At 58.7% G+C, this 21,752-nt stretch carries 26 protein-coding genes, 1 tRNA gene and 2 pseudogenes; 19 read left to right on the forward strand and 10 right to left on the reverse strand.

Features of this window, described 5'->3' with window-relative positions; genetic code table 11:
* Positions 1 to 43: 43 nt before the first annotated feature.
* A complete protein-coding gene (locus DHN12_RS01085) occupies positions 44 to 289 on the forward strand; it encodes a hypothetical protein (RefSeq protein ID WP_108859061.1) in 246 nt (81 codons plus the stop codon).
* A 54-nt stretch (positions 290 to 343) separates the two neighbouring features.
* Here DHN12_RS01085 and DHN12_RS01090 read toward each other — a convergent pair whose 3' ends face one another.
* Complete coding sequence (locus DHN12_RS01090; protein ID WP_108858527.1) at positions 344 to 1,888, reverse strand: trimethylamine methyltransferase family protein; 1,545 nt, start codon at positions 1,886 to 1,888, stop codon at positions 344 to 346.
* Between the two features lie 416 nt (positions 1,889 to 2,304).
* Between DHN12_RS01090 and DHN12_RS01095 the strand changes: the two genes are divergently transcribed.
* Positions 2,305 to 2,823 carry an outer membrane protein gene (locus DHN12_RS01095; RefSeq protein ID WP_108859062.1) on the forward strand — a complete coding sequence of 173 codons (519 nt, stop codon included), beginning with the start codon at positions 2,305 to 2,307 and terminating at the stop codon, positions 2,821 to 2,823.
* Positions 2,824 to 2,829: 6 nt separating this feature from the next.
* Here the strand turns inward: DHN12_RS01095 and DHN12_RS01100 are convergent, their stop codons facing one another.
* Both DHN12_RS01100 and DHN12_RS01105 read right to left on the reverse strand, forming a co-directional pair.
* Complete coding sequence (locus DHN12_RS01100) at positions 2,830 to 4,017, reverse strand: pyridoxal phosphate-dependent aminotransferase (protein ID WP_108858528.1); 1,188 nt, start codon at positions 4,015 to 4,017, stop codon at positions 2,830 to 2,832.
* Between the two features lie 58 nt (positions 4,018 to 4,075).
* Positions 4,076 to 4,420, reverse strand: coding sequence for an MmcQ/YjbR family DNA-binding protein (locus DHN12_RS01105; protein WP_108858529.1), 345 nt, complete (start codon positions 4,418 to 4,420; stop codon positions 4,076 to 4,078).
* A gap of 215 nt (positions 4,421 to 4,635) precedes the next feature.
* Here DHN12_RS01105 and cysS point away from each other — a divergent pair, with 215 nt between their 5' ends.
* Genes cysS through DHN12_RS01125 form a run of 3 tightly spaced genes read left to right on the forward strand, consistent with a single transcriptional unit; the run spans position 4,636 to position 8,446 of the window.
* Entirely contained in the window at positions 4,636 to 6,033 is a 1,398-nt protein-coding gene (cysS, locus tag DHN12_RS01115; RefSeq protein WP_108858531.1) for a cysteine--tRNA ligase, read from the forward strand.
* Positions 6,033 to 7,667 (forward strand): citramalate synthase, encoded by a 1,635-nt coding sequence (gene cimA / locus DHN12_RS01120; protein WP_108859063.1) that lies wholly within the window; start codon positions 6,033 to 6,035, stop codon positions 7,665 to 7,667. Before cysS ends, cimA begins: the two co-directional genes overlap by 1 nt.
* A complete protein-coding gene (locus DHN12_RS01125; RefSeq protein WP_108858532.1) occupies positions 7,664 to 8,446 on the forward strand; it encodes a squalene/phytoene synthase family protein in 783 nt (260 codons plus the stop codon). The genes cimA and DHN12_RS01125 overlap by 4 nt, the downstream gene beginning before the upstream one ends.
* On the opposite strand, the gene DHN12_RS01130 is transcribed toward DHN12_RS01125, so the two are convergent.
* Entirely contained in the window at positions 8,447 to 9,037 is a 591-nt protein-coding gene (locus DHN12_RS01130; protein ID WP_108858533.1) for a YceI family protein, read from the reverse strand.
* Between the two features lie 91 nt (positions 9,038 to 9,128).
* Here DHN12_RS01130 and DHN12_RS01135 point away from each other — a divergent pair, with 91 nt between their 5' ends.
* Positions 9,129 to 9,545 carry a MarR family winged helix-turn-helix transcriptional regulator gene (locus DHN12_RS01135; RefSeq protein ID WP_108858534.1) on the forward strand — a complete coding sequence of 139 codons (417 nt, stop codon included), beginning with the start codon at positions 9,129 to 9,131 and terminating at the stop codon, positions 9,543 to 9,545.
* Here DHN12_RS01135 and DHN12_RS01140 read toward each other — a convergent pair.
* Complete coding sequence (locus DHN12_RS01140) at positions 9,542 to 10,753, reverse strand: MFS transporter (RefSeq protein WP_373455748.1); 1,212 nt, start codon at positions 10,751 to 10,753, stop codon at positions 9,542 to 9,544. The genes DHN12_RS01135 and DHN12_RS01140 overlap by 4 nt on opposite strands.
* A gap of 103 nt (positions 10,754 to 10,856) precedes the next feature.
* On the opposite strand from DHN12_RS01140, the gene DHN12_RS01145 reads away from it, so the two are divergent.
* Genes DHN12_RS01145 through DHN12_RS01160 form a run of 4 tightly spaced genes read left to right on the forward strand, consistent with a single transcriptional unit; the run spans position 10,857 to position 12,953 of the window.
* Positions 10,857 to 11,489, forward strand: coding sequence for a DNA-3-methyladenine glycosylase (locus DHN12_RS01145; RefSeq protein WP_108859064.1), 633 nt, complete (start codon positions 10,857 to 10,859; stop codon positions 11,487 to 11,489).
* Positions 11,486 to 12,151: an alpha/beta hydrolase gene (locus tag DHN12_RS01150; RefSeq protein WP_108858536.1), complete on the forward strand. Its 666-nt coding sequence runs from the start codon at positions 11,486 to 11,488 to the stop codon at positions 12,149 to 12,151. The genes DHN12_RS01145 and DHN12_RS01150 overlap by 4 nt, the downstream gene beginning before the upstream one ends.
* A gap of 23 nt (positions 12,152 to 12,174) precedes the next feature.
* The gene (locus DHN12_RS01155; protein ID WP_234416522.1) at positions 12,175 to 12,657 is read left to right on the forward strand and encodes a GNAT family N-acetyltransferase; all 483 of its coding nucleotides are present in this window, start codon (positions 12,175 to 12,177) and stop codon (positions 12,655 to 12,657) included.
* Entirely contained in the window at positions 12,651 to 12,953 is a 303-nt protein-coding gene (locus DHN12_RS01160) for a putative quinol monooxygenase (protein WP_108858538.1), read from the forward strand. Before DHN12_RS01155 ends, DHN12_RS01160 begins: the two co-directional genes overlap by 7 nt.
* Before the next feature lie 4 nt (positions 12,954 to 12,957).
* Here the strand turns inward: DHN12_RS01160 and DHN12_RS01165 are convergent, their stop codons facing one another.
* Together DHN12_RS01165 and DHN12_RS01170 are read right to left on the reverse strand one after the other, a co-directional pair.
* The gene (locus DHN12_RS01165) at positions 12,958 to 13,383 is read right to left on the reverse strand and encodes a VOC family protein (RefSeq protein ID WP_108858539.1); all 426 of its coding nucleotides are present in this window, start codon (positions 13,381 to 13,383) and stop codon (positions 12,958 to 12,960) included.
* A 31-nt stretch (positions 13,384 to 13,414) separates the two neighbouring features.
* On the reverse strand, positions 13,415 to 14,020 hold the full coding sequence (locus tag DHN12_RS01170; RefSeq protein ID WP_108858540.1) for an rRNA large subunit pseudouridine synthase E: 606 nt from the start codon (positions 14,018 to 14,020) through the stop codon (positions 13,415 to 13,417).
* Between the two features lie 213 nt (positions 14,021 to 14,233).
* On the opposite strand from DHN12_RS01170, the gene DHN12_RS01175 reads away from it, so the two are divergent.
* Positions 14,234 to 14,818: an HNH endonuclease gene (locus DHN12_RS01175; protein ID WP_058278012.1), complete on the forward strand. Its 585-nt coding sequence runs from the start codon at positions 14,234 to 14,236 to the stop codon at positions 14,816 to 14,818.
* Positions 14,819 to 14,824: 6 nt separating this feature from the next.
* On the opposite strand, the gene DHN12_RS01180 is transcribed toward DHN12_RS01175, so the two are convergent.
* Together DHN12_RS01180 and DHN12_RS01185 are read right to left on the reverse strand one after the other, a co-directional pair.
* A complete protein-coding gene (locus DHN12_RS01180; RefSeq protein ID WP_108858541.1) occupies positions 14,825 to 15,289 on the reverse strand; it encodes a disulfide bond formation protein B in 465 nt (154 codons plus the stop codon).
* Positions 15,286 to 15,864 carry a YqaA family protein gene (locus DHN12_RS01185; protein WP_058278010.1) on the reverse strand — a complete coding sequence of 193 codons (579 nt, stop codon included), beginning with the start codon at positions 15,862 to 15,864 and terminating at the stop codon, positions 15,286 to 15,288. Before DHN12_RS01185 ends, DHN12_RS01180 begins: the two co-directional genes overlap by 4 nt.
* A 146-nt stretch (positions 15,865 to 16,010) precedes the next feature.
* Between DHN12_RS01185 and DHN12_RS01190 the strand changes: the two genes are divergently transcribed.
* Positions 16,011 to 16,096 (forward strand) — tRNA-Leu (locus DHN12_RS01190).
* Between the two features lie 337 nt (positions 16,097 to 16,433).
* Here the strand turns inward: DHN12_RS01190 and DHN12_RS01195 are convergent.
* Complete coding sequence (locus DHN12_RS01195; RefSeq protein WP_108858542.1) at positions 16,434 to 17,903, reverse strand: BCCT family transporter; 1,470 nt, start codon at positions 17,901 to 17,903, stop codon at positions 16,434 to 16,436.
* A 337-nt stretch (positions 17,904 to 18,240) separates the two neighbouring features.
* Here DHN12_RS01195 and DHN12_RS25195 point away from each other — a divergent pair.
* From DHN12_RS25195 to DHN12_RS01225, 7 genes and pseudogenes are all read left to right on the forward strand, one after another.
* Positions 18,241 to 18,558, forward strand: a pseudogene (locus DHN12_RS25195) (Arm DNA-binding domain-containing protein); the annotation flags it as partial.
* A gap of 417 nt (positions 18,559 to 18,975) precedes the next feature.
* Positions 18,976 to 19,446 (forward strand): annotated as a pseudogene (locus tag DHN12_RS25200) (tyrosine-type recombinase/integrase); the annotation flags it as partial.
* Between the two features lie 36 nt (positions 19,447 to 19,482).
* A complete protein-coding gene (locus DHN12_RS01205) occupies positions 19,483 to 20,094 on the forward strand; it encodes a hypothetical protein (RefSeq protein WP_159089941.1) in 612 nt (203 codons plus the stop codon).
* Positions 20,095 to 20,275: 181 nt separating this feature from the next.
* The gene (locus DHN12_RS01210; RefSeq protein WP_108858545.1) at positions 20,276 to 20,563 is read left to right on the forward strand and encodes a hypothetical protein; all 288 of its coding nucleotides are present in this window, start codon (positions 20,276 to 20,278) and stop codon (positions 20,561 to 20,563) included.
* Positions 20,560 to 20,856 carry a hypothetical protein gene (locus DHN12_RS01215; RefSeq protein ID WP_108858546.1) on the forward strand — a complete coding sequence of 99 codons (297 nt, stop codon included), beginning with the start codon at positions 20,560 to 20,562 and terminating at the stop codon, positions 20,854 to 20,856. Before DHN12_RS01210 ends, DHN12_RS01215 begins: the two co-directional genes overlap by 4 nt.
* Complete coding sequence (locus DHN12_RS01220) at positions 20,853 to 21,035, forward strand: hypothetical protein (RefSeq protein ID WP_108858547.1); 183 nt, start codon at positions 20,853 to 20,855, stop codon at positions 21,033 to 21,035. Before DHN12_RS01215 ends, DHN12_RS01220 begins: the two co-directional genes overlap by 4 nt.
* 76 nt (positions 21,036 to 21,111) lie before the next feature.
* On the forward strand, positions 21,112 to 21,501 hold the full coding sequence (locus DHN12_RS01225; protein ID WP_108858548.1) for a hypothetical protein: 390 nt from the start codon (positions 21,112 to 21,114) through the stop codon (positions 21,499 to 21,501).
* The last annotated feature ends 251 nt before the right edge of the window (positions 21,502 to 21,752 follow it).

Genomic DNA, 21,752 nt, shown 5'->3' on the forward strand with positions numbered 1-21,752 from the left:
TCCGGACGAAAACACACACAAATACCACTTAGGAGGCATCACAATGAAACCGCAAAACCTGGCAATCATTTCCGCATTCGTATTGGGCCTACCGGCGATGGCTGCTGCGCAGTCCTCGGCGGACACCAATGGCGATGGAGTTCTGACCATAGAAGAAGTTCAGGCCGTTCTGCCCGAGGTTGACGCCGATGGTTTCTCGGCGATGGACGCCAACGGCGACGGGTCGCTGGACGCAGATGAAATTGCCATCGCGCAGGAAGCAGGGTTGCTACCGCCCAGCAACGGTTAATCCCGCGAAGGCATCGGCGGCCCGTACCCCCACGGGCCGCCATATTTCAATGGGTTACGTCGGCAAGTAAATGTTAAATCTGCCGCGCAACTCGGCATCCAAAAGCGGATCGAATCTGGCCGGAGACGGCGTCGAGAGAATCTCTTCCTTCCGCTTCACCGCCTTTTCGATCAAATCGGGCTTGCCAATTTCAACCCATTCCTTCGGAGACGACCGGTCGCCAAAAGTCGGGTAGACATAGTCCGCCTGCATGCGGCTCAGCGTTGCATCGGTTCCCAGATAGTGACCCGGTCCGCCGATACAGACTTCGGCCATCTGATCCAGTGCTAGCGTTTCGTCCGTCACTTCGATGCCGCGTACACAGCGTTGCGCTTGCCCGATAAGGTCATCGCTGAGGATCAGACTTTCATGGCAGAATCCCAGCAGCGAGGCATGCATGCCTGCGGACTCATACACCATGTTCAAACCCGAAAGCCCGGCCATGACGTTCGAGCACATTTGCTCCCACCCGGCTTGCATGTCGGGCAGTTTCGCATCCGATGCACCGGCGGCCGCGCCGCCCGGCAGGTCGTAGAAGTGGTGCATTTGGGCGCAGCCCGCAGTCAGAAGTGCTTGTTCGCCAGACCCGATGGACATCGCGCCTGTGCGCAGATCAAGGCCAAAGGGCCAGGTGCCAAAAATCACGGGTGCACTAGGACTTACGGCGTTTACATAAACCAAACCGGCCAGGCATTCGGCGGTTGCCTGCGCGATAGCACCGGCGATTGTCGAGGGCGCGGTGGCTCCAGCCATTCCTGCCGATAGCAGCAAAACGGGCATGCCCGCTTTGATGCATTCCTCCATGACTTCGCAGCTTTCGGTTGCAAATTTCATCGGCGGAACAACAAAGCAGTTCGAGTTCGACATAAAGGGCCGTTCTCGCCACTTATCCTCGCCACCAGCGATCATGTGCAGCATCTCAATCGCGGGGGCAACATGGCTGGGTTCGGTGAAGGACGTGCCGATATGTTTGAACGTTCCTGACGTGGTGGCGTAGACGGTGTTCAAATCCATCTCGAGGTTGTCGGCGATGTCGCGGCACACCATTGGGCGCTGAACAAAGTGAATGTTTTCAAGTTGTTCACAGATTCGGGACGCGTCGTGCAGGTCTTGAAGGGTCGAATCCCGGTATTCCTGGCCGTGCACGTCAACCATGCTGACGGCCGCCCCGGCGGTGCCAAAGTGGACGCGGTTGCCCGACAGTTCCAGATCGGAATTGCCGTCCCGGGAATGCAAAGTGACCGAGCGATTGGCCTTAGCGATCGTGTCTTCCACCAAAGCGCGCGGGAAGCGGATACGCCCGTCGTCACCCAAGATACAGCCAGCGCCCACAAGATAGTCGATCCCGCTTTGTGGGGCGTCCGCCAGACCAATGGTTTCCAGCGCGGTCAGCGCGGCTTGGTGAATACGCTCGATCTGCGCCGGGGTCAGCACTTTCAGCATGCCGCCCTCCATGCCGGGGCGGATCGGGCGCAGATGTTCGGGCAGCGCTGTGGCACGGGCCGCACGGCGCGCGGCACGACCGCCGCTGCGCGATGAATTTCGGGTTTGTTCGTTCATATTTTAAGGTCCGGTCGAAAAAGTACGTTCAGGGTGAGTGTACTCAGACCACAACCGGTCGCCCCCGTGCGGCACGCCCGCGATCCGCACCAATGGTACGGCTGATCAGGCGAATCTTCCAAACGTCACTTTGCATGCGGGTCCTCAATTGGTGATGTAGACTTTCTCAATACGAGGCGCACAATCTGTCCTGTTTGCGACCTGAGGGGCCAAAAACGAAGTGTTGTGCCTTGTCCGCATCACGTTCTTGCCGTGGGGTAAAGTTTTTTCCCGAATGTGGGAAATTCTGTTAAGCTTCTGTCACTTATTTAAGAGTGGTCCGTGATCTCAATGGATTTTTTACGATTGCAGACCAAGTTTTATGTGATGAAGCCCATCGTTTGGTGGGCGCGCTGCAAGGAATTTTGGAGAGGTTGATGAAAGCCCTGATGGCCCTCATGACCACTTGCCTGACAATCGGCATTGCACCGGTATATGCAGAGGATTGGACGGGGGCGTATGCGGGCTTCAGCTTTGGTTATGCGGATGTTGATGGCCCAAATAGCTCTGGCGGAAACGATGCGACTTTTGGCCCGCTTGTCGGTTATGACCATGATTTCGGTAATTTCGTTCTTGGGGGTGAGCTGGAATACAACCGGCTTTCTCTGGATCTGGGGCAGGGTGAAGGCAGTGTAGACAGTCTGACCCGCCTAAAGTTGCGCGGTGGTTATGATTTTGGACCGGCCTTGGGCTACGTTGTTGTGGGAGCGGCCCGATTGGATGCGTCGCCCGAAAATGACACCGCCGCAGTGTACGGGATCGGAATTGCCTATCCTATCGGCGACAGTTTCGTCATCAGTGGTGAGGCCTTGCGTCAGAATTTTAACGACGTCACCCGAAGCCAGGGCGATATTGACGCCAACGTGTTCAACCTGCGTACAACCTTCCGGTTTTAATTCCGTCTATTCCGCCGCGTGACTTTCCGCCAGAACGGCGGAGAATTCGCAAATCGTTCTGAGTGCTGCAGCCAAGCGGTCGTCGTCAATTGTCATCGCAACGCGCACGTGTCCTGCCGCCGCTGTGCCAAAACTCTCACCGGGCATGACGGCAATTGCGTGTTTATCCAGCAATGCGTTGGCGAATGCCTCACCGCTTAGCCCCGCTGCGCGGATGTCCAGCATCAGGTACATCGCACCCTGTGCCGGCACCAGGCCGATGGTGTTCTGGGTGGCAAGAATCTCGACCGCCAATGCGCGACGGCGCCGGAACGGCGCCGCGATTTCCTCTTCAAGATCATGACCCGCGCTCAAGGCAAAACTGGCGGCGTCCTGAATGAACCCGGGCACGCCGTAAGTTGTGTGCGTTGCCAGATTGATGAGATGGGCGATCACCTCCTCAGGGCCGACCACCCAACCGCATCGGGACCCGGTCATCGCGTGTGACTTGGACATCGAACCAACGACCAAAGTACGCTCGGCCATTCCGGGCAGGGTACGTGGTGAGATATGCTCACCTTCCCAGACCTGCGTGTCATAAACCTCATCCGAGATCAGCCACAGGTCGCGGTCACGGCAAACACCTGCGATACCGTTCAACGTCTCGCGGGAATATACGACGCCAGTGGGGTTGTTCGGGCTGTTGATCAACAGCGAGACCGCACCATTTGCCGCCGCATCGATCTGCTGCGCGCGCGGCTGGAATGCATCCTCGGCGGTGGTCTGGATGGCGCGGGCTGTCGCACCGGCGCCCCGGATCGTGCCGGGGTAAGTCGCGTAGTAGGGATCGAGATACAGACCGACATCACCGGGATCGCACACCGCCACGTGGGCAGCGAATAGCGCAGATTGGCCGCCCGGGGTGATCAGCACGTTGTTGCGCGAGGTCTTCTGACCAGTGCGGGCCTGAATGCGTGCGGCAACGGTATCGCGCAGCAAATCCGAGCCGGGCACCACAGCGTAGCCGGTGTTTCCCTGACGCGCAGATAGATCCATGGCATCCAGAATGGTCGGGTGCGTGCGAATGTCATGCTCACCAATGGTGAGTTCAGTAATGACGTGCCCTTCGCTGATCATCCGGCGCGCGCGGTAAAATACATCCCACCCATCACTGCCACCTCCGGTCAGATGAGTGATACGCTGCGACAGTTTCATGGCACGCTCCGATCTTGTCTTTAGCGCAGAATGGGCCAGAGGCATTGGAAAATGTCAATCAGCTTCGTGGGGGCAAAGTGGACTGCACTTTTTTCGTCAGGGAAGACCGCACCAGATCGTAAGATGTGGCCAGCCGATGACGCATCTCATCCTCGTCACAGTCAAACGACAGGCGGATCCAGCTGCGATGAAAATAGGGGGCTTTGGTACCGACGCCTGCTTCGATCAGCATCTGAGCCGTCTCAATATCAGGCGTTTTGACGGACACGCCATCGTTGGCGGTGCCGATGCAGGCAAACATCTTGCCGCCAACCTTCCATGCGTCATGGCCTCCTCCCCAAGGGTCGGAAAGGTCAGCGCCTGGAAACGTGCGGCAGATGGAATTGACAAATTCTCGGCTCATGGTCGAAAGGGTGCGTCACCTTGAGATTGAACTCAAGTCTTGGCTGAACGCGTTGTCCAGGCTAGGGGAAGGACATGAACCGTATGACCTGCATCATTATCTGCTGCATTACCTGCTGATTTATCAAGCGGGCCGGTTTCTTTCGTTTTCATCCCTGAGACAAGTTGCTAAGCCCGTGCCAAGCGCAAGCATTTGCTGTCTTTAGGAGCCGACCGATGACGACGATCAAACTGCACAACACACGGACACGGACGAAAGAGGATTTCGTTCCGATTAGTGCCGATAACGTGCGGATGTATGTCTGCGGACCCACGGTTTATGATCGCGCCCATTTGGGCAACGCGCGGCCCGTGGTGGTGTTTGACGTGCTCTATCGGTTGCTGCGCCATGTCTACGGCGCGGATCACGTGACCTATGTACGCAATTTCACCGACGTGGATGACAAGATCAACGCGACCGCGCTGGCACGCCAGAAAGCGGGTGCCGCTGGAACGCTGGAGCAGTTGGTGCAGGAACGGTCGGATGAAACCATCGGCTGGTATCTGCATGACATGGGCGCTTTGGGAGCGCTTGAGCCTGACGAGATGCCGCGTGCGACTCAGTACATCGCGCAAATGGTTGCGATGATTGAGGGTTTGATCGCGAAGGGGCACGCCTACGCAGCCGAAGGGCACGTTCTGTTCGCGGTTGACAGCTGGAAGGAACACTACGGCGCTTTGTCTGGTCGGTCGGTGGATGACATGATCGCCGGTGCCCGGGTTGAGGTTGCGCCATACAAGCGGAACCCGATGGATTTCGTGCTGTGGAAGCCCTCGACCGATGAGTTGCCGGGGTGGGACTCGCCTTGGGGTCGCGGTCGTCCGGGGTGGCACATCGAATGCTCGGCCATGAGCTATGAGCTGCTGGGCGAGAGCTTTGATATTCACGGTGGCGGAAACGACCTGATGTTCCCGCACCATGAAAACGAGATCGCCCAGAGCAAATGCGCCCATCCGCACGGTGAGTTCGCGCGGTACTGGTTGCACAATGAGATGTTGCAGGTTGAAGGCAAGAAGATGTCCAAATCACTGGGCAACTTTTTCACGGTGCATGATCTTCTTGAGCAGGGCGTGCCGGGCGAGGTGATCCGGTTTGTCTTCCTGCAGACGCATTATCGCAAGCCGATGGACTGGACCGAGAAAAAGGCCCGTGAGGCTGAGGCGACGCTGCGCAAGTGGCGGGCGCTGACAGCGGGCATCGAGCCCGCCGCCAACGCTGCACCCGCAGTCGTTGCTGCGCTAAGCGATGACTTGAACACGGCGGGTGCTTTGGCGGAGTTGCACCGTTTGGCGGCGGATGGTGATGCGGCCTCGTTGCTGGCGGGTGCTCAGCTACTTGGTCTGTTGTCGCAAGAAATGGGTGCTTGGGCTGATACGGCTTCGGTGGATCTTTCATCTCATGCAGACAGATTGTCTAATGCGCGGGCGAGTGCAATGCAGAGCAAAGACTTCTCGGAAGTCGATCGCCTAAAGGCAGCTTACCTGGCCGCTGGTCTGGAAGTACGAATGAGCAAGGATGGGGTCGAACTGGTTCCGGGCACAGGGTTCGATGCGGCCAAGCTGGAGGGCGTATGATGACCAAAGAACGCCTCTACCTCTACGACACCACCCTGCGCGACGGGCAGCAGACACAGGGTGTGCAGTTCTCGACCGCTGAGAAGGTGCAGATCGCGCAGGCTCTGGACGAGTTGGGCGTAGACTATATCGAGGGCGGCTGGCCGGGGGCGAACCCGACGGATAGTGCGTTTTTCGATGCGGCTCCCAAGACGTCAGCTTGCTTGACGGCCTTTGGGATGACTAAGCGATCGGGCCGGTCGGCAGAGAATGACGATGTTCTGGCGGCGGTGATGAACGCGGGTACGCGGGCGGTCTGTCTGGTGGGTAAGTCGCACGATTACCACGTGACCCATGCGCTTGGCATCTCGCTTGAGGAGAATGTCGAGAACGTCCGTGCCTCTGTTGCACATATCGTAGCGCAGGGGCGCGAGGCGCTGTTTGATGCCGAGCATTTCTTTGATGGCTACAAGGACAATCCAACCTATGCGCTTGAGGTTTGTCGGGCCGCGATGGATGCCGGTGCGCGCTGGGTTGTTTTGTGTGACACCAATGGGGGCGCTTTGCCTGCGGAAGTGTCTCGGATTGTGTCCGAGATGGTCGCGGCGGGCATGCCGGGGGACCGGCTGGGTATCCATACCCACAACGATACGGAAAACGCGGTGGCCTGTTCTTTGGCGGCTGTCGATGCGGGCGCGCGGCAGGTTCAGGGAACCTTGAACGGATTGGGAGAGCGTTGCGGAAATGCGAACCTGACCTCATTGATCCCGACGCTGCTGCTGAAGGAACCTTATGCATCGAACTTTGACATCGGCGTCAGTGTCGAAGCGCTGGCGGGTTTGACCCGCGTCAGCCGCATGCTGGACGAGATCCTGAACCGGGTGCCCAGCAAACAATCGGCCTATGTCGGGGCGTCCGCATTTGCGCACAAGGCTGGGCTGCATGCCAGCGCGATCCTTAAGGACCCGACGACCTATGAACATGTGGATCCGGCGTCGGTTGGGAACACACGGATCATTCCGATGTCGAACCAGGCGGGGCAGTCGAACCTGCGCCAGCGTTTGATCGAGGCCGGTTTGTCGGTCGAATCCGGTGACCCGGCCTTGGGCCGTATCCTCGAGCGGATCAAGCTGCGCGAGGCAGAAGGTTATTCCTACGACACCGCGCAGGCCAGCTTTGAGTTGCTGGCGCGGGACGAACTGGGTCAACTGCCCGAGTTCTTCGAGGTCAAGCGTTATAAAGTCACCGTTGAACGGCGCAAGAATAAGTACAACAAGATGGTCAGCTTGTCCGAGGCCGTTGTTGTGGTGAAGGTCGACGGCGAAAAGAAGCTGTCGGTCAGCGAGTCTCTGGATGGGTCCGGCGGTGACCGGGGTCCGGTGAACGCGTTGGCCAAGGCGCTGGCCAAGGATCTTGGTCAATACTCGCGGATATTGGACGATATGCACCTGGTCGACTTCAAGGTACGTATCACGCAGGGCGGCACCGAGGCTGTAACCCGCGTTATCATCGACAGTGAAGATGGGCAGGGTCGCCGGTGGTCCACCGTTGGCGTCAGCGCGAACATAGTCGATGCCTCGTTCGAGGCGTTGCTGGATGCGATCCAATGGAAACTGGTGCGTGATTGCGGCCCACAGTCGGCAGTCGCCGAGTGAGTGCTCCATTTGACGATGACGTCAAGGCCTGTGCCGCGCTGTTGCATCGGGTGGATCCCGACCGGTTCATGGCGGCCATGGCGGCCCCGGTTTCCGCACGTGCGGTGTTGTTTCCGATCTATGCGCTGAACATCGAAGTCGCCCGGGCGCCCTGGGTCACGCAAGAACCGATGATTGCCGAGATGCGCCTGCAATGGTGGCGTGATGCGTTGCAAGAAATTGCCGAAGGTCCGACTGTTCGCCGGCATGAGATCGTCACGCCGCTGTCGCGTATCTTGTCCCCTCATCTTGCATCGATGATGGATGAATATGTGGCCGTAAGGCGTTGGGATATCTATCGCGACCCGTTCGAGGACGAAGATCATTTCGACGCGTACATAAACCACAGCGCGGGCACGCTCACGGTGGTAGCGGCACAAGCGCTGGGTTCGGCGGATGAGGATGTCGTGCGGGACTTTGGCTATGCCGTTGGAGTCGCGAATTGGTTGCGCGCCATCCCGGACCTTGAAGCGCGCGGGCGAATTCCGCTGCTTGATGGCACGCCTGCGGGTGTTCAGCGTCTGGCCGAAAAAGCGTACGGGCGGTTGAAACGGGCGCGGACACAGCGGCGCTCGGTTTCGGTAAAAGCCGCCGCTGCGCTGCATGCCGGTTGGCAAACCGAATTGGTTCTAAAGCAGGTCATTGCGCGCCCGGACAAGGTCGCCTCAGGAACCCTTGCGCCGGGTGAAATCCGCCGCCGCCTGTCATTGATGGCGCAGGCGGCAACGGGGCGCTGGTAGTTACTCCCAGCCGCCGGCGCGCATTTCGGCCGAGATTTTCAGTTGCACCAAGTCCGACGTTCCCGGGGCAAACATCCCGACGCCATACTCGCTGCGCAAAAGTTGGCCATCGGCTTCGACGGCAACCCAGTCACCTTTGTAGTAATCGAAGAATCCAGCCAGGGGATGTTCACCCATGAAGGTCAGGTCAATCTCAAGCGTTGCGGGCTTGGTCTGATCCTTGATTGTCAAATCTCCGATCATTTGCAGGGTGCTTGCACCGGTTTGCACTGCCGAGGTCGAGACGAATTTGATATTTGGGTACGCCTCGACGTCGAAGAAATCACCGCTTTTGAGGTGATCGTTTAGCGGCCCCCAACCGGTTTCAACACTTGAGGCGTCGATTGTGATATCCGCGCTGGTTGCAGTGATGTTTTCAGGGTCAAACTCGACGGTGCCGGATACGGCGGTCCATTCGCCGGATTGTTCGGTCAGTCCCGCGTGGTTGTAGTAGAAACGGATTTCGGTGTGACTTTGATCAAAGTGATAGGTTTCGGCAAGGACCGGTGTGGCCAGTGCCAAGACGAGGGCAGATGCGGTAAACAGCTTCATGACTTTTCTCTGATTTGCAGGGTTGATAATTAACATGTAAATGCATCTAAAATGATGGGCAAAGGAAAACCACAATCCTCGCGGAGGCGTGATGAGCGGATTTGAAGAACGAGAGGCGGCTTGGATCGCTCTGAACCAGACACGCACCCGGCTCTTTTCCCGGGCCGAGCGCGCCTTGGTCGCCGCCGGATTTCCCAGGCTGCATTGGTATGATGTGCTGTGGGAGTTGGAACGAGCCCCGGACGGCCTGAGACCAAAACAGCTGGAGCAACAGTTGCTGTTTGATCAGTCCAGCTTTTCTCGTCAGGTCGCACGGATGGCGGAAGACGGGTTGCTGACACGCCATGCTGCAGCTGGAGACGGGCGGGGGAAGGTTCTTCGCATTACAGACGAAGGCCGCACCCTGAGGCGGCAGATGTGGGATATCTACCGCAAGCACATTGATGAGGGGATCGCCGAGGCACAGAAATTAGGTGCCTTTGCACCGATACTGAACCTTAACGATTAGGCCATTCGGGGCCGCATCGTCAGCCACAAAAGCGCCCCGCCCGCCAAAGTCAGAAGGGGGATCATTGCGACGTTCACCGCGGTCCAACCTTCGATTGCAGAGCCGCCGGAACAGTTCATTAGCCCGCCGGAAGCCAGCGAGGCAAACGTGACGCCACCAAACACCAGCAAGTCGTTCAACCCCTGCATGCGTCCGCGCTCGCTGACGTCGTGCGATTCAGCCAACATGGTGGTTGCGCCGATAAAACCAAAGTTCCAGCCAATGCCCAACAGGATCAACGCGACAAAGAAATTACCCAGTTCAACGCCCTGCAAAGCTACCACTCCGGCCGCAGCTAGTATGAGAAGACCCAGTGCCACAATCCGTTCGACCCCAAAGCGGGCAATCAATTGTCCGGTGAAAAAGCTGGGAATGTACATCGCCAACACGTGGCTGGTGACGACATCCGCCGCATCATTGGCGCTGAACCCGCAGCCCACGACGGCCAGCGGTGTCGACGTCATCACAAGGTTCATCAGCGCGTAGGACACCATGGCGCAGATGATCGCAACCGCGATGCGCGGCGTCTTCAGCAGCTCGATCCGGGACCGGCCTTTGGGGGCATCAGCCGCAGGCTTTGGCGGGGTTGGAATGTCGAGGAAAAAGAACAGGGCCGAGCCAATGACGTTCACCGCGATGACAGCAATATACGTGCCGAGGAATGGAATGACATACGCGGTCGAGGTCAGTTTGACGATCTGAGGCCCGATGATTGCCGCTGCCAGACCGCCCGCCATCACGTAGGAAATCGCCTTGGGACGGAAATCGTCCGATGCGGTGTCAGCGGCGGCAAAGCGGTAGAAACCGTGCGCACTCATGTAGATGCCGGTCAGCAGGCTGCCAGCAAGAAACACTGGGAATGACCCCAGAAACAAGCCATATGCGCCGACAAGCCCGCCGCAAGCCCCTGCCGTTGCCCCCACCAGAAATCCAGCACGGCGACCCCAGCGTTGCATAATGGCCGAGATCGGCGTCGCCGCCAGCATTGAGCCAAGCACGATCAAAGATATGGGCAGAGTCGCCAGGCAGGGATTGGTTGCCAATGATTGGCCGGCCAGCCCACCGACGATAAAGATCATCGGCATCTGTGCGCCAAGCAAGGCCTGCGCGGCCACCAGAACGGCGACATTCCGTTTGGCCTGACTGTTGTCGGAGGGGGTGGCGGTCATCGTCATGAGCACATGCGTAATGTCGAAAACGATTGTGCACAAGCTGGTTGCATCTGCGGCAAAGCAGCCTAACGTGCAGTCGATCATCGAGGCCGGAGAGCACATGTCCGTTGGACGGATCATAGAAACACCCGACTGTGTGGAAGAAGGCGCGACGTGGCTGGCCGAAAGCTGCCCGCGCATGGCCTATGCGATGGAACAGACCGGTCCGTTGCCCTTGCGCCGTCGCCCGGACGGGTTTGCGCAACTGCTTAGCGCCATAGTCAGCCAGCAGGTGAGTGTGGCCTCGGCCAATGCGATCTGGAACCGGTTGAAGGATGCGAAACTGACCGGCCCGCGCAAAATCATATGGGCCACCGACGATGATCTGCGTGCAGTTGGGTTGAGCCGGCAAAAAATCCGCTACGCCCGCGCTTTGGCTGAGGCGCGCATTGACTACAAAGCCTTGCGGGACGTTTCAAACGATGACGTCGTGGCGATCCTGACCGAGGTGTCGGGTATTGGCGTCTGGACCGCCGAGATCTACGCCATGTTTTCGCTCGGCCGCGCTGACGTGATCGCGCCGGGCGATCTGGCGCTGCAAGAGGCTGCGCGCATCCTCTATGATTTGCCCGATCGGCCGACCGACAAACAACTGCGCCAGATGGCCGAGGCCTGGTCGCCCTGGCGGTCGGTTGCGGCGCGGGTTTTGTGGGCCTATTACCGGGTGGCAAAAGAACGAGAAGGGATCAGATGACACGGGTTTTGAATGCGCTCCGAAAAGAGCCGGTTTCGGGCGATACACGCTCGGTCGTGGTGTTCGTGCACGGCTATGGCGCCAACGGGGCCGATTTGCTGGGGTTGGCTGATCCGCTGGGGGAACATCTGCCCGATACGTTGTTCGTGTCACCCGATGCACCGGAACAGATTCCCGGAATGCCCAATGGATATCAGTGGTTTCCGATCCCGTGGATTGACGGTTCGTCCGAAGAAGAAGCACGCCGTGGCATGGAAATGTCCGTTGAGGATTTCAACGCCTTCCTGGATGCCCTGATGGTGGATGAAGATGTTTTGCCCGAACAGGTGGTTCTGTTTGGATTCTCGCAAGGTACGATGATGAGCCTGCACGTCGCGCCGCGCCGCGAAGATCCGGTGGCTGGGGTCGTGGCGTTCTCTGGCCGGTTGTTGGAACCGGACCTGCTGCCCGATGAAACTGTTAGCCGGATGCCGATCCTTCTGGTGCATGGTGATGCCGACGACGTGGTTCCACCACAATCTCTGCCCGAAGCCGCCGAAGCGCTGCAGGCCGCAGATTTCAAAGAAGTTTATGCGCATGTCATGAAAGGTACCGGCCACGGGATTGCCCCGGACGGTCTTAGCGTCGCGCTTGCCTTTATGCGCGACAAGCTGAGCCTGTAGCGATGATCGCGGTCCGTCCCTTGATGCCTGAGGATGTGGCAGTTGCCTGCCAAATTCTCAACGAAATCATAACTATCGGCGGGACGACCGCGTTTGAAACACCGTTTTCCGAGGCGCTGTTTGCCCAAGTCTACCTGAATGGCGCAGACAAAATCTGTTGCCTCGTTGCCCTTGATGAACAGGGCGAGGTGGCCGGGTTTCAATGGCTTGGCACGAATGAGAACCTGCCGGAAGATTGCGCGGATATAGCGACTTTCACCCGGCGAGAGCCGGTGTTGAAAGGGGCAGGGCGGGCGTTGTTCTCTGAAACCACGACCTACGCTGCGGCCCTTGGGTTCAGCGCGCTCAACGCGACGATCCGGGCCGACAACCGGCAGGGGCTTAGCTATTACGACAAGATGGGTTTCCGCGACTACTCGGTCACATATGCTGTTTCTCTGCAAGACGGAACGCCAGTCGACAGGATTTCGAAACGGTTTGAATTGATGAAGGAAACGACATGCTGATTGTCACCGGAACGGTTGAAGTGTCGCTAGATAGTGTCGACAAAGCCATTGAGGCCGCTCAGAAAATGGTCGCCGAGACCGTAAAAGAGTCCGGCTGCCTGATCTATGAATTCAGCCAGATACTCGGGCAATCCAACGAGTTCCGCGTGTATGAAGAATGGCAGGATCAGGCCGCGCTCGAGGCGCATTTCGCTGCCCCGCATATGGCCGAGTTTCAAGCTGTTCTGGGCGAAGTGGGCGTTGTTTCGAGCGACATCTACAGAATTGTCGGGGGAGAAAAGCAACCGCTGCGCTAGGGTCTCAGTCCCACAGGTGACCTTCAGCGAATTCCACCGAGTTCCCGGCGGGGTCCCGAACATACAGCGATCGTGCCCCGCTTGGCCAATCGAACTCGGCGTCTATGGGGATGTTCCACTCCAGTAGATGCTTGCGCATTTCGTCTATCTCTGTCCGCGATAAAGTCATGCAGACGTGACCGGGCCCGCGTGCGCCATGCGGCGGGACGGGCAGGTTCGGATTTTCCGGCGGTTTTGCCGTCTCATCAGCGTTGAACAGCAACAACACCGATCCGCCGATGCGGAAAAACGCATGCCGGTTCGCGACGCGTTGAATACACTCTAACGCCAGTATTTCACCATAGAATCGTTCAGCCGCGTCCAGATCGCCAACATAAAGCGCGGCCTCAAGGATCCCTCCTGGGGATGGTGTGCTTCGGGTGACTTTCATGCCTTAACCCTATCACAAAAGGACGTTTTTGTCACCTGCGCGGTCGGCGGTCCCGTTTTCGTTGCGGCGCGGAATCCAATGTAGGGGCTGTCAGGCTGTCCCATTGGCCGGGCTCCAACCCCTCCAGTGTATAGTCCCCGATCCGGGCGCGGATCAGGCGCAGGGTGGGATGACCGACCGCTGCCGTCATGCGTCGAACCTGCCGGTTGCGGCCTTCGCGCAAGGTCAGCTCGATCCAGCTATCCGGTATAGTTTGGCGGACGCGGATAGGTGGGTTTCGTGGCCACAGGCCTTCGGGCTCATCCATCAACCGGGCCTTGGCCGGGCGCGTCGGTCCGTCCTTCAGATCAATCCCGTCGCGCAGAGCCTTCAGGGCGGCAGCATCGGGTGAACCTTCCACCTGAACCCAATAGGTTTTGGGCATCTTGTGCTTGGGGTCCGATATTTGCGCCTGCAGCCGGCCGTTGTCAGTCAGCAGCATCAGACCCTCGCTGTCGCGATCCAGCCGCCCAGCCGGATACACACCGGGCAGGTCGATGAAATCCGACAAAGTGCTGCGCGGTGTCTCTGCATTTGCGCGGTCGGTAAACTGCGGCAACACATCGAAGGGTTTGTTGAATCGTATGAACCAGCTCATGATCCCGCCATAGCCTGCCAGAGGCAGAGAACGCAACCTGTGGATAACTGTCACGTCTTTGTTACGGAGCAGGCATACTCAATACCCGAGATGTTGTGGAAACTCAGGGCTTGTCAGAGTTTTAACACGATATATAGTTAAGTTAAGGCCGGGGCGGGTGTTCCCCGCTCTGGTGTCAATAACGGGCAGAGCAGAGCGAGGAGCGATTCCGATATGGACGGAGAATTCAGGACCGAATTTGTCAGGGAACCGGGTGCCCTAAAGCACCATCCGGCATTGGTTTTGAACGCCGATTATCGCCCCTTATCCTATTACCCACTGTCCCTGTGGCCCTGGCAAGAAGCGATCAAGGCGGCCTGGCTGGACAGGGTGGATATCGTGGCCGAATACGACGAGGTCGTCCGAAGCCCCAGTACCGAGATCCGAATACCGTCGGTCGTTGTCCTCAAAGACTATGTAAAACCCAGAAAGCGCGTGGCCTTCACGCGCTTTAATTTATTTTTAAGGGACGAGTTCCGCTGCCAGTATTGTGGAAGCCGGGACAACCTGACCTTTGACCATGTTGTTCCGCGGGCTGCCGGGGGTGTGACCAGTTGGCAGAACGTTGTGGCGGCGTGCAGCCCCTGCAACCTGAGGAAGGGATCGAAGTCGCTGCGGCAGGCGGGCATGTCGCTGCGCAAACCGCCGCGTCAGCCAGATGCCGAGGCGCTGCGAAACATCGGGCGCAAGTTCCCCCCGAACCACCTGCATGACAGCTGGATCGACTTTCTGTATTGGGATGCCGAACTGGACGCGTAGTAAAGTTTATTTTGCGCGGAACGCGGCCAACCAGACTAAAACCAGACCAGCCGATAACACAGCGTTCCACCCGGCCATCGACAGGCCGAACATCTCCCACGGGATATCATCACAGCGCACAAGCGGCGCGGACATGATCTGATCCATAAGCTCCTCAGCGGACAATCCGCCAATATCGCCCGACGTGCAGCTGGTTGGACCTTCCCACCATTTCTGCTCGACGCCTGCGTGGTACATGCCAATCCCGGCAGTCACCATCGCGGCAACCGCACCCAAAAGCGGCAGGGGGCGAATGCCTGGAAAGGCAAAGGCCAACACGCCAATCAGAACAGCCGCGCCGTGGGGATAGCGTTGCCAGATGCACATTTTGCACGGGGCCATACCGCCCAGGTGTTGAAACGCCCACGCGCCCAGCAAGAGTGCAGCAGAACCGCCAGCCGCTATCAGGATCAACAGTTTTTTGCGTGTCATAAGAACTTCACCGCTAAGAACCCACCGAACAGCAGGATGACAAACAGAGTGAACATAAGCCCCAGACGCTTTTCGATGAAGTTGCGAATGGGTTCACCAAAGCCCCAAAGCAGCCCGGCAACAACAAAGAACCTGAGCGCGCGGGCCAGAATCGACGTGGCGATGAATGTGCCCAGCGGCATGCCCGTCCAACCGGACATGATGGTGATTACCTTATACGGGAATGGGGTAATCCCTGCGCCCAGCACGGCCCAGAATCCGAAGTCGTTGAACTTGGTGTTGAACTCTTCCATGGCATGCGCTTTGCCCATGGATTCGAGGATGGGTTGGCCGATGCTTTCATAGAAGAACGCGCCGATCGCATAACCCAGCATGCCTCCCAGCACCGACGCCACCAGGGCGACCGTCGCGATCAGCCAGGCGCGCGACGGGCGCGCAAGAATCATGGGAATCATCAGAACGTCCGGGGGAATCGGAAAGAACGAGCTTTCGACAAATGCCACAATGGCCAGAGCCCAAAGCGCGTGCGGGTGTTCGGCCAGACGAATGGTCCAGTCATAGAGCGATCGCAACATCAGATGCTAAAATCCCGTTCTCTTGTTGCGTCAGCCAAACCATGCGCCTGATGGGGCGTCAACCGTGCCTGAAGAAAACAAACTGAATATCGGTTGTTTTTTGCCTCTGGACCTTCCCGATTATGAGCGCTAATCCAGTGTTCGTGGCCCAAGTGGCGGAATGGTAGACGCAGGGGATTCAAAATCCCCCGTCCTAACGGACGTGCCGGTTCGAGTCCGGCCTTGGGTACCAAGGTAAAAACAGAGGGTAAGGGGAACCTGCTCTCTGTTTTTTCTATTTTGGCGTTTCAAATGCTCATGTTGCCACTTTTGACCAGGGTATCGAAAACGTTGGGATTGTGACGGTCCTTGGAAAGCTTGACGAAAATCTGAGTGCCGCGGTGTGCGCGGGCAGTTTCTTAGAGCGAGTTTTCCGGCAAACTCAGGAAAAAGCGAACAGACTTGGGCTGTTCAAGCCGAATCTGTTCCCAATTTCTGCGCTCACTTACTGCGTCGCAGGATCAGCCACGCCAGAAACCCGATATAGGCGAAAACGCTTAGGTTCAGTGCGGTGTCGATCAGTTGGCCACTCATGATCGGTCCTCCTGCACCAGACGTTTGAACAGACAGACAACAAGAATTGGCACGATAAACACGAAGGCGATGGCTGACAGCGCTATTATGGACCTTACCAGAGAGATATCGCCCACCAGAATCATCGCCATCCCTAACGCGCCAAGGATAATGCCCCAAATCGTACGAATTCGGGGGGAGGGGTTGTCGTCGCCTCCGGTCCCTATCATCGCAAGGGTGAACCCGGCGCTTACGACGCTGGTAACCACGAACAGGAACGCGGCAAGGATTGTTGCCATTCTTGTGATGCCATCTAGCGGGAAGCGCTCAAGCAACGCAAATGTTGTTGCGTCAAGGTTCTCTGCGTTGACGGCTGATAAGGCTCCGTCCTGACGCAAAGCATCGAAAAAACCCAAGCCGCCAAAAACGCCGAACCACAGGATAGAGAAAAGTGTAGGGGTGACGACGACTCCGATCAGAAACTCTCGGATCGTGCGTCCGCGGGAAATCCGGGCGATGAAAATGCCCACGAAAGGTGACCAAGCCAGCCACCAGATCATATAGTTCAGCGTCCAGCCGTGGAACCAGTCGACCAACAGGTCGTCGAAGAATTCTGCGGTCGAGAATCCTGCTGGCAGGACACCGAACAGATAGCGCCCGAATCCGGAAACAATGCCGTCCATCAGATAAGAGGTTGGGCCCAGCACCAGAAGATAGACCATCATCCCGACGGCGGTCAGCATTGCCGCGTTGGATAGCAGGGCCATTCCGTCGCCCAGATCGCGACGCAACGGTATGATGAAAGCAATACACAGCGCGACAAAAACGGGCAGCGTCAGCACGCCTGGGGTTTCTATACCCAACAGGCCTGCCAATCCGGTTTGGATCTGAAATACCCCCATTGCCATTGAGCCCGCCAACCCGACGGCTATTGCGACGATCGAGAGCAAGTCGAAAACCCACCCCAGCGCTTTTGTCCAACCTGCTTCGCCAAGTGCGTCGGTGATTGGGGCGCTCAGCAACAAAGTGCGATTTCGGCGATAGGCAAAATAGGCGATGACCAATCCGACGATTCCGTAAATCGCCCAGGCGTGGAATCCCCAGTTCAAGTAGGTCACGAACATCGCATAACTGGCCGCTTCGGCATCGCTACCGTACTGGCGCAGCACTTCGTAATGGGTCAGGGGTTCTGCCGCCCCATAGAACAGCAGCCCGACACCCATCCCGGCAGCAAATAACATTGCGATCCAAGCGGTTGTTGAAAACTCGGGCTCGGCTGTATCGGGGCCAAGGCGGATATTTCCGAACTTTGACAGGGCCAAGTAGAGGACCACAAACAAAAGCCCGCTGACCTCAAGCATGATGAACCAGCCGCGGCTGTTGAATTGCGTCTCAACCGCTGATGCAGCAATGCGACCTAGGCCTTGCGGGTCAGCTATGCCCCAGATTGCGATGGCCGCACTAAGGGCTATGGCGATCACAAGCATCGGACTGGGTGATTTGCCGTCCACTGTCCAGAACCCTTCCGCGTAAATTCATGAAACATCAGGTCGTTTGGCCAAGCCTATGTTGCGGAATCCAAACTTTCAAAGTGTTTTTGGATATTTAGCTGGCGCGGTTTTTCATGATCCGGCCCAGTGATGCCGATCTGTGCGAAACCGCCCCGTTAAAGGGAGGTGCGTAAACGAGCGGCACCCGCCTCAACGCATAAATAGGGTTTTAAACACTGGCGATTGCCCCTACCTTGGCGACTGGGAACGCCTCAGTACTGCAGCAATGTGATACCCCGGGGTTACCCCGGCCAACTGACGAAAGCAGCAAAGCATGACAGCAAAGCAAACACCGGATCTGGTGCGCCTGCGCCAGAAACCAGCTCAGCCCGTTGCCCTCACCAGCAATCGGGTGCGAAACCTGAAACCCCGCGCCCAGCGCTATGAGGTGCGCGACGCACAAACGCCTGGTCTGCGCGTGCGTGTTTCCCCCAGCGGTGCAAAGTCATACTACCTGCGCGCCCGTGTTGGGCATGGCAGGGCGGCACCGCTCCGCAACGTCAGGATTGGCAGCGTAGCCGAGGTGAGCTTGGCCGATGCCCGCGCCGAGGCGCTGCGCCTGCTGGCATTGCTACGGCAGGGCGTAGACGTGACGGACGGCAGGGACGCCATAACCGTGGCCCAACTGATCGAGGCATACGCGGACAGTCTGCAGGCACGGCAGGTGGTGAGGCGCGTAGACGTGGTTTCCAACCTCACCCGCAACCTGCACAGCCACCGCAACCGCCCGGCAGCGGATTTGACCCGAGCGCATATCACCGCGCAAATGGGGGCATTGGAGGCGGCAGGGCTGCAGCCTGATTACTTCCGCAAGTGCTTATCCGGCCTGCTGACGTGGGCTGCGAATGACGGACACGTGCCTGTCAACGTTCTGGCCGGGTATCGCCGGGCCACGGCAACGCGGGCGGCAAAGCTGAACGCCCGCGCAAGGGTCACGCTCACAAAGGCTGAGGAAATACGGGCGTTCTGGATTGCAACCGGCGCGCATAGCAACCCAGCATACCGCGACTTACTGCGCTTTGCCCTGCTGACGGGACAGCGCCGCAATGAAACCGCATGGATTACGCGCGCGGATGTGGCAGACGGCATTTGGACCGTGCCTGCAGCGCTGCACAAAATGGGTGAGGCGGTGCGGGTGCCGCTGGGGACGCATTCACAGCACCTTTTGACGTCACAGCCCGAACTGGCGGGCACCGGACTGTATTTCCCCGGCAGGGGCGGCAAGCGCATTAGGGGCTATGCCAACTTGCTGCGCCCGATGCGTGACGCGCTGGGCAATCCTGATGTTGGGTTTCAGGCGCTGCGCAGGACGTACTGCACCGGGCTGGAGGAATTGGGCATACCTGAGCGGGTGTGTGAACTCATGATTGGCCACAAGCGGGATGACCTGATGCAGCGCTATTCAGCGGCTGAGCTATGGACGCAGCGGGTTGAGGCGCAAGCGCAATGGGAACGGCATGTGCTGGAGGTGGTGGCATGACGGACGGCAAAAAAAAACGGACAGGACAGCACAACATTGGCTCATGTGCGCCTGAGTGGCTTGGGGGACGTTCCCCGGCTGGGTGCGGCTGCTGAGGCGTTACTCGACGCGCTGGGCGAGGCGAACACACCGGGCGTGTCACAGGCCGCGCAGGAGGGCATAACGGTGCGGGCGCTGGTGGCGTTTGCGCAGGAGGCCCTGCCGGACCTGCAGCGCACCACACTGCTGGCGAGCGCAACCCGCGTGGCTGAGCGCAAGCTGCAGGGGCAGGTGACTGCCATAACGCGCCCGGCTGCCAAATCCCCGGTGGCGGCGTCTGAGGAAACCCTGCGCTGCTACGCCGTGGCCTGTGTGCGGTTTCTGGTGCAGCACGGGCAAATGGGCAAAACCAAGGCACGGGACACGGTTGCGGCCAAGCTGCGCGCAACAGGCTACCGTGTTGCTGACACCGCTGTGAAGAACTGGGAAACCAAGTGGCTGCCAGCGCAGGAGATTGGGCCGGAACATGGCCCCGTGGTGGCTGAGTACAGCCCGAGCAGGACTGTGCAGGTGATACAGGACGCGCTGGGTGCAAACTACAACCCGGCGATTGATGACCCGGTGCGCTTGGTAGCTCAGGAGCTGAGAAAGCCAGTGGCCGTGCGGTAAACGCCTCTGCCTGCCCGAACCTGTAAGCCTCCAACCCCAAAAAAAGGGCTGGGGGCTTTTTTATGTCCAGCGTTTGCAGCGCGTTACAGACCGTCCAGCCAAATAGTTACCTTTCCCTACTCCAAGGTAACCGACTTTCCGTGGCACCCCTGAGGGGCAACGTTTTAACGGAGATTATCACATGGCACAGACCCCGAACGCTAAGCCCGAGGTGGTGACGGCAGAGCCTGAAATCCTAACGCCTATTACCCCGTCTGTGCTGGCCACCAGTGACGGACAGATAGAGCAGGACGTGCTGTATGACCCCGCCCGCACCGCGCAGATATTGGGCGTTAGCAGGCGCACGCTGGAGCGCTGGAGGGCCGAGGAGAGCGGGCCGAGGATCACCCGACTGTTCGTCAGCGGGCCACCAAAGTATCGCGGCTTGCATATCCTCGAGTTCATAGACGCAGCGGCAGGTGGATCATGAACGCCTGCATGGCTGAGGTGGCCTGCCTGCGTGCCGAGATTGACGGCCTGCGGGATGAGATTGACGCCCTGAGGGTTTGGGTGCGTGAGGTTGGCACGATAGATCCGGACATTGCCTACACGCACGGCGAGGCAGCAACAATCGTTGGCATTACGCCGTCATGCCTCAAGCGCTGGTGCCGCTCAGGGAATGGCCCTGCAATCACCAGGTTCTACACCAACGCCCCGCCCAGATACCTAGGGCGGGACATCCAAAGAGCGCTTGAGCGCAGCGTGGAAGGTCCGAGGCCATGACGGACGCAAGCAACCACATAGCATTCACGGTTCAGCCCACAGGCCGCGCCCGGTGCGTCACTGGCACCGATTACGCAAGCCTGAATGATGCACAGCGCCTCGAGCTGGCAAAGGCCATGCGGCGTCGCGCCATCCAGATTGAGGCAGCAGTGGAGGTGCGGGCGGATGGTGAGGGCTGAGGGGGTTTGCAGGCCGAGTGACGAAACCCGGCCCGCAGCCAACTGTCCATCGCAACGTCTCGCAGGAGGCAAAGCAATGAGCAACAAAGCAACATATGGCAGCGGTAGCCTGAAGCGTCCAGCCCTTGCTGCTGATGTTGAGGCGTGGCCGCCCATAACAACGAACAAAGAGGCACGGGCATATGCCGAGGCGTGCTTTCAGGGCCTGAAGCTGGATATGTCCGCCCGGCTGCTGCTGCACCTGATGGCCTGCAAGTGGCACTCAAAACGAGGCTGGCGGCGTGCGCAACGCTCAATTGCCCGGCTGATGGGCGCGACGAACAAGACCGCTACGCATGCGCTTAAACAGCTACTGGAGCTGGGCGTGATTTATGAGGCTGAACCCGCCAGCGGAAAGCGCGCGCCCGTGTATGATTTTGGGCCAAACCGCGCCGATGTGCTGGAGCCTTTGCGTCCTACTGAGTAGGACACAAAACCCCCGTTTGCGTCCTACTAAGGAGGACACATTCGTTATAGGGGGCACGCCCAGCGCGGAAAACGAACCCGAGCACGGCGATGCTGCGGCAGAGGATTGGCTTGACCACCTGCCGCCATGGGAGGACGCGCCGTGAACCCCGAACCGCGTCACAATCGCCATTGCGCCCCCTTGGTGGTGTTGCGCAGGGCTGGGGAACCGTGGAACGGCTTGGCTTGCGTCTGCGCATCAGCAGTCCCGCA

Origin of the sequence: Ruegeria sp. Alg231-54 (genome assembly GCF_900143525.1) — a bacterium.
Classification (GTDB): domain Bacteria; phylum Pseudomonadota; class Alphaproteobacteria; order Rhodobacterales; family Rhodobacteraceae; genus Ruegeria.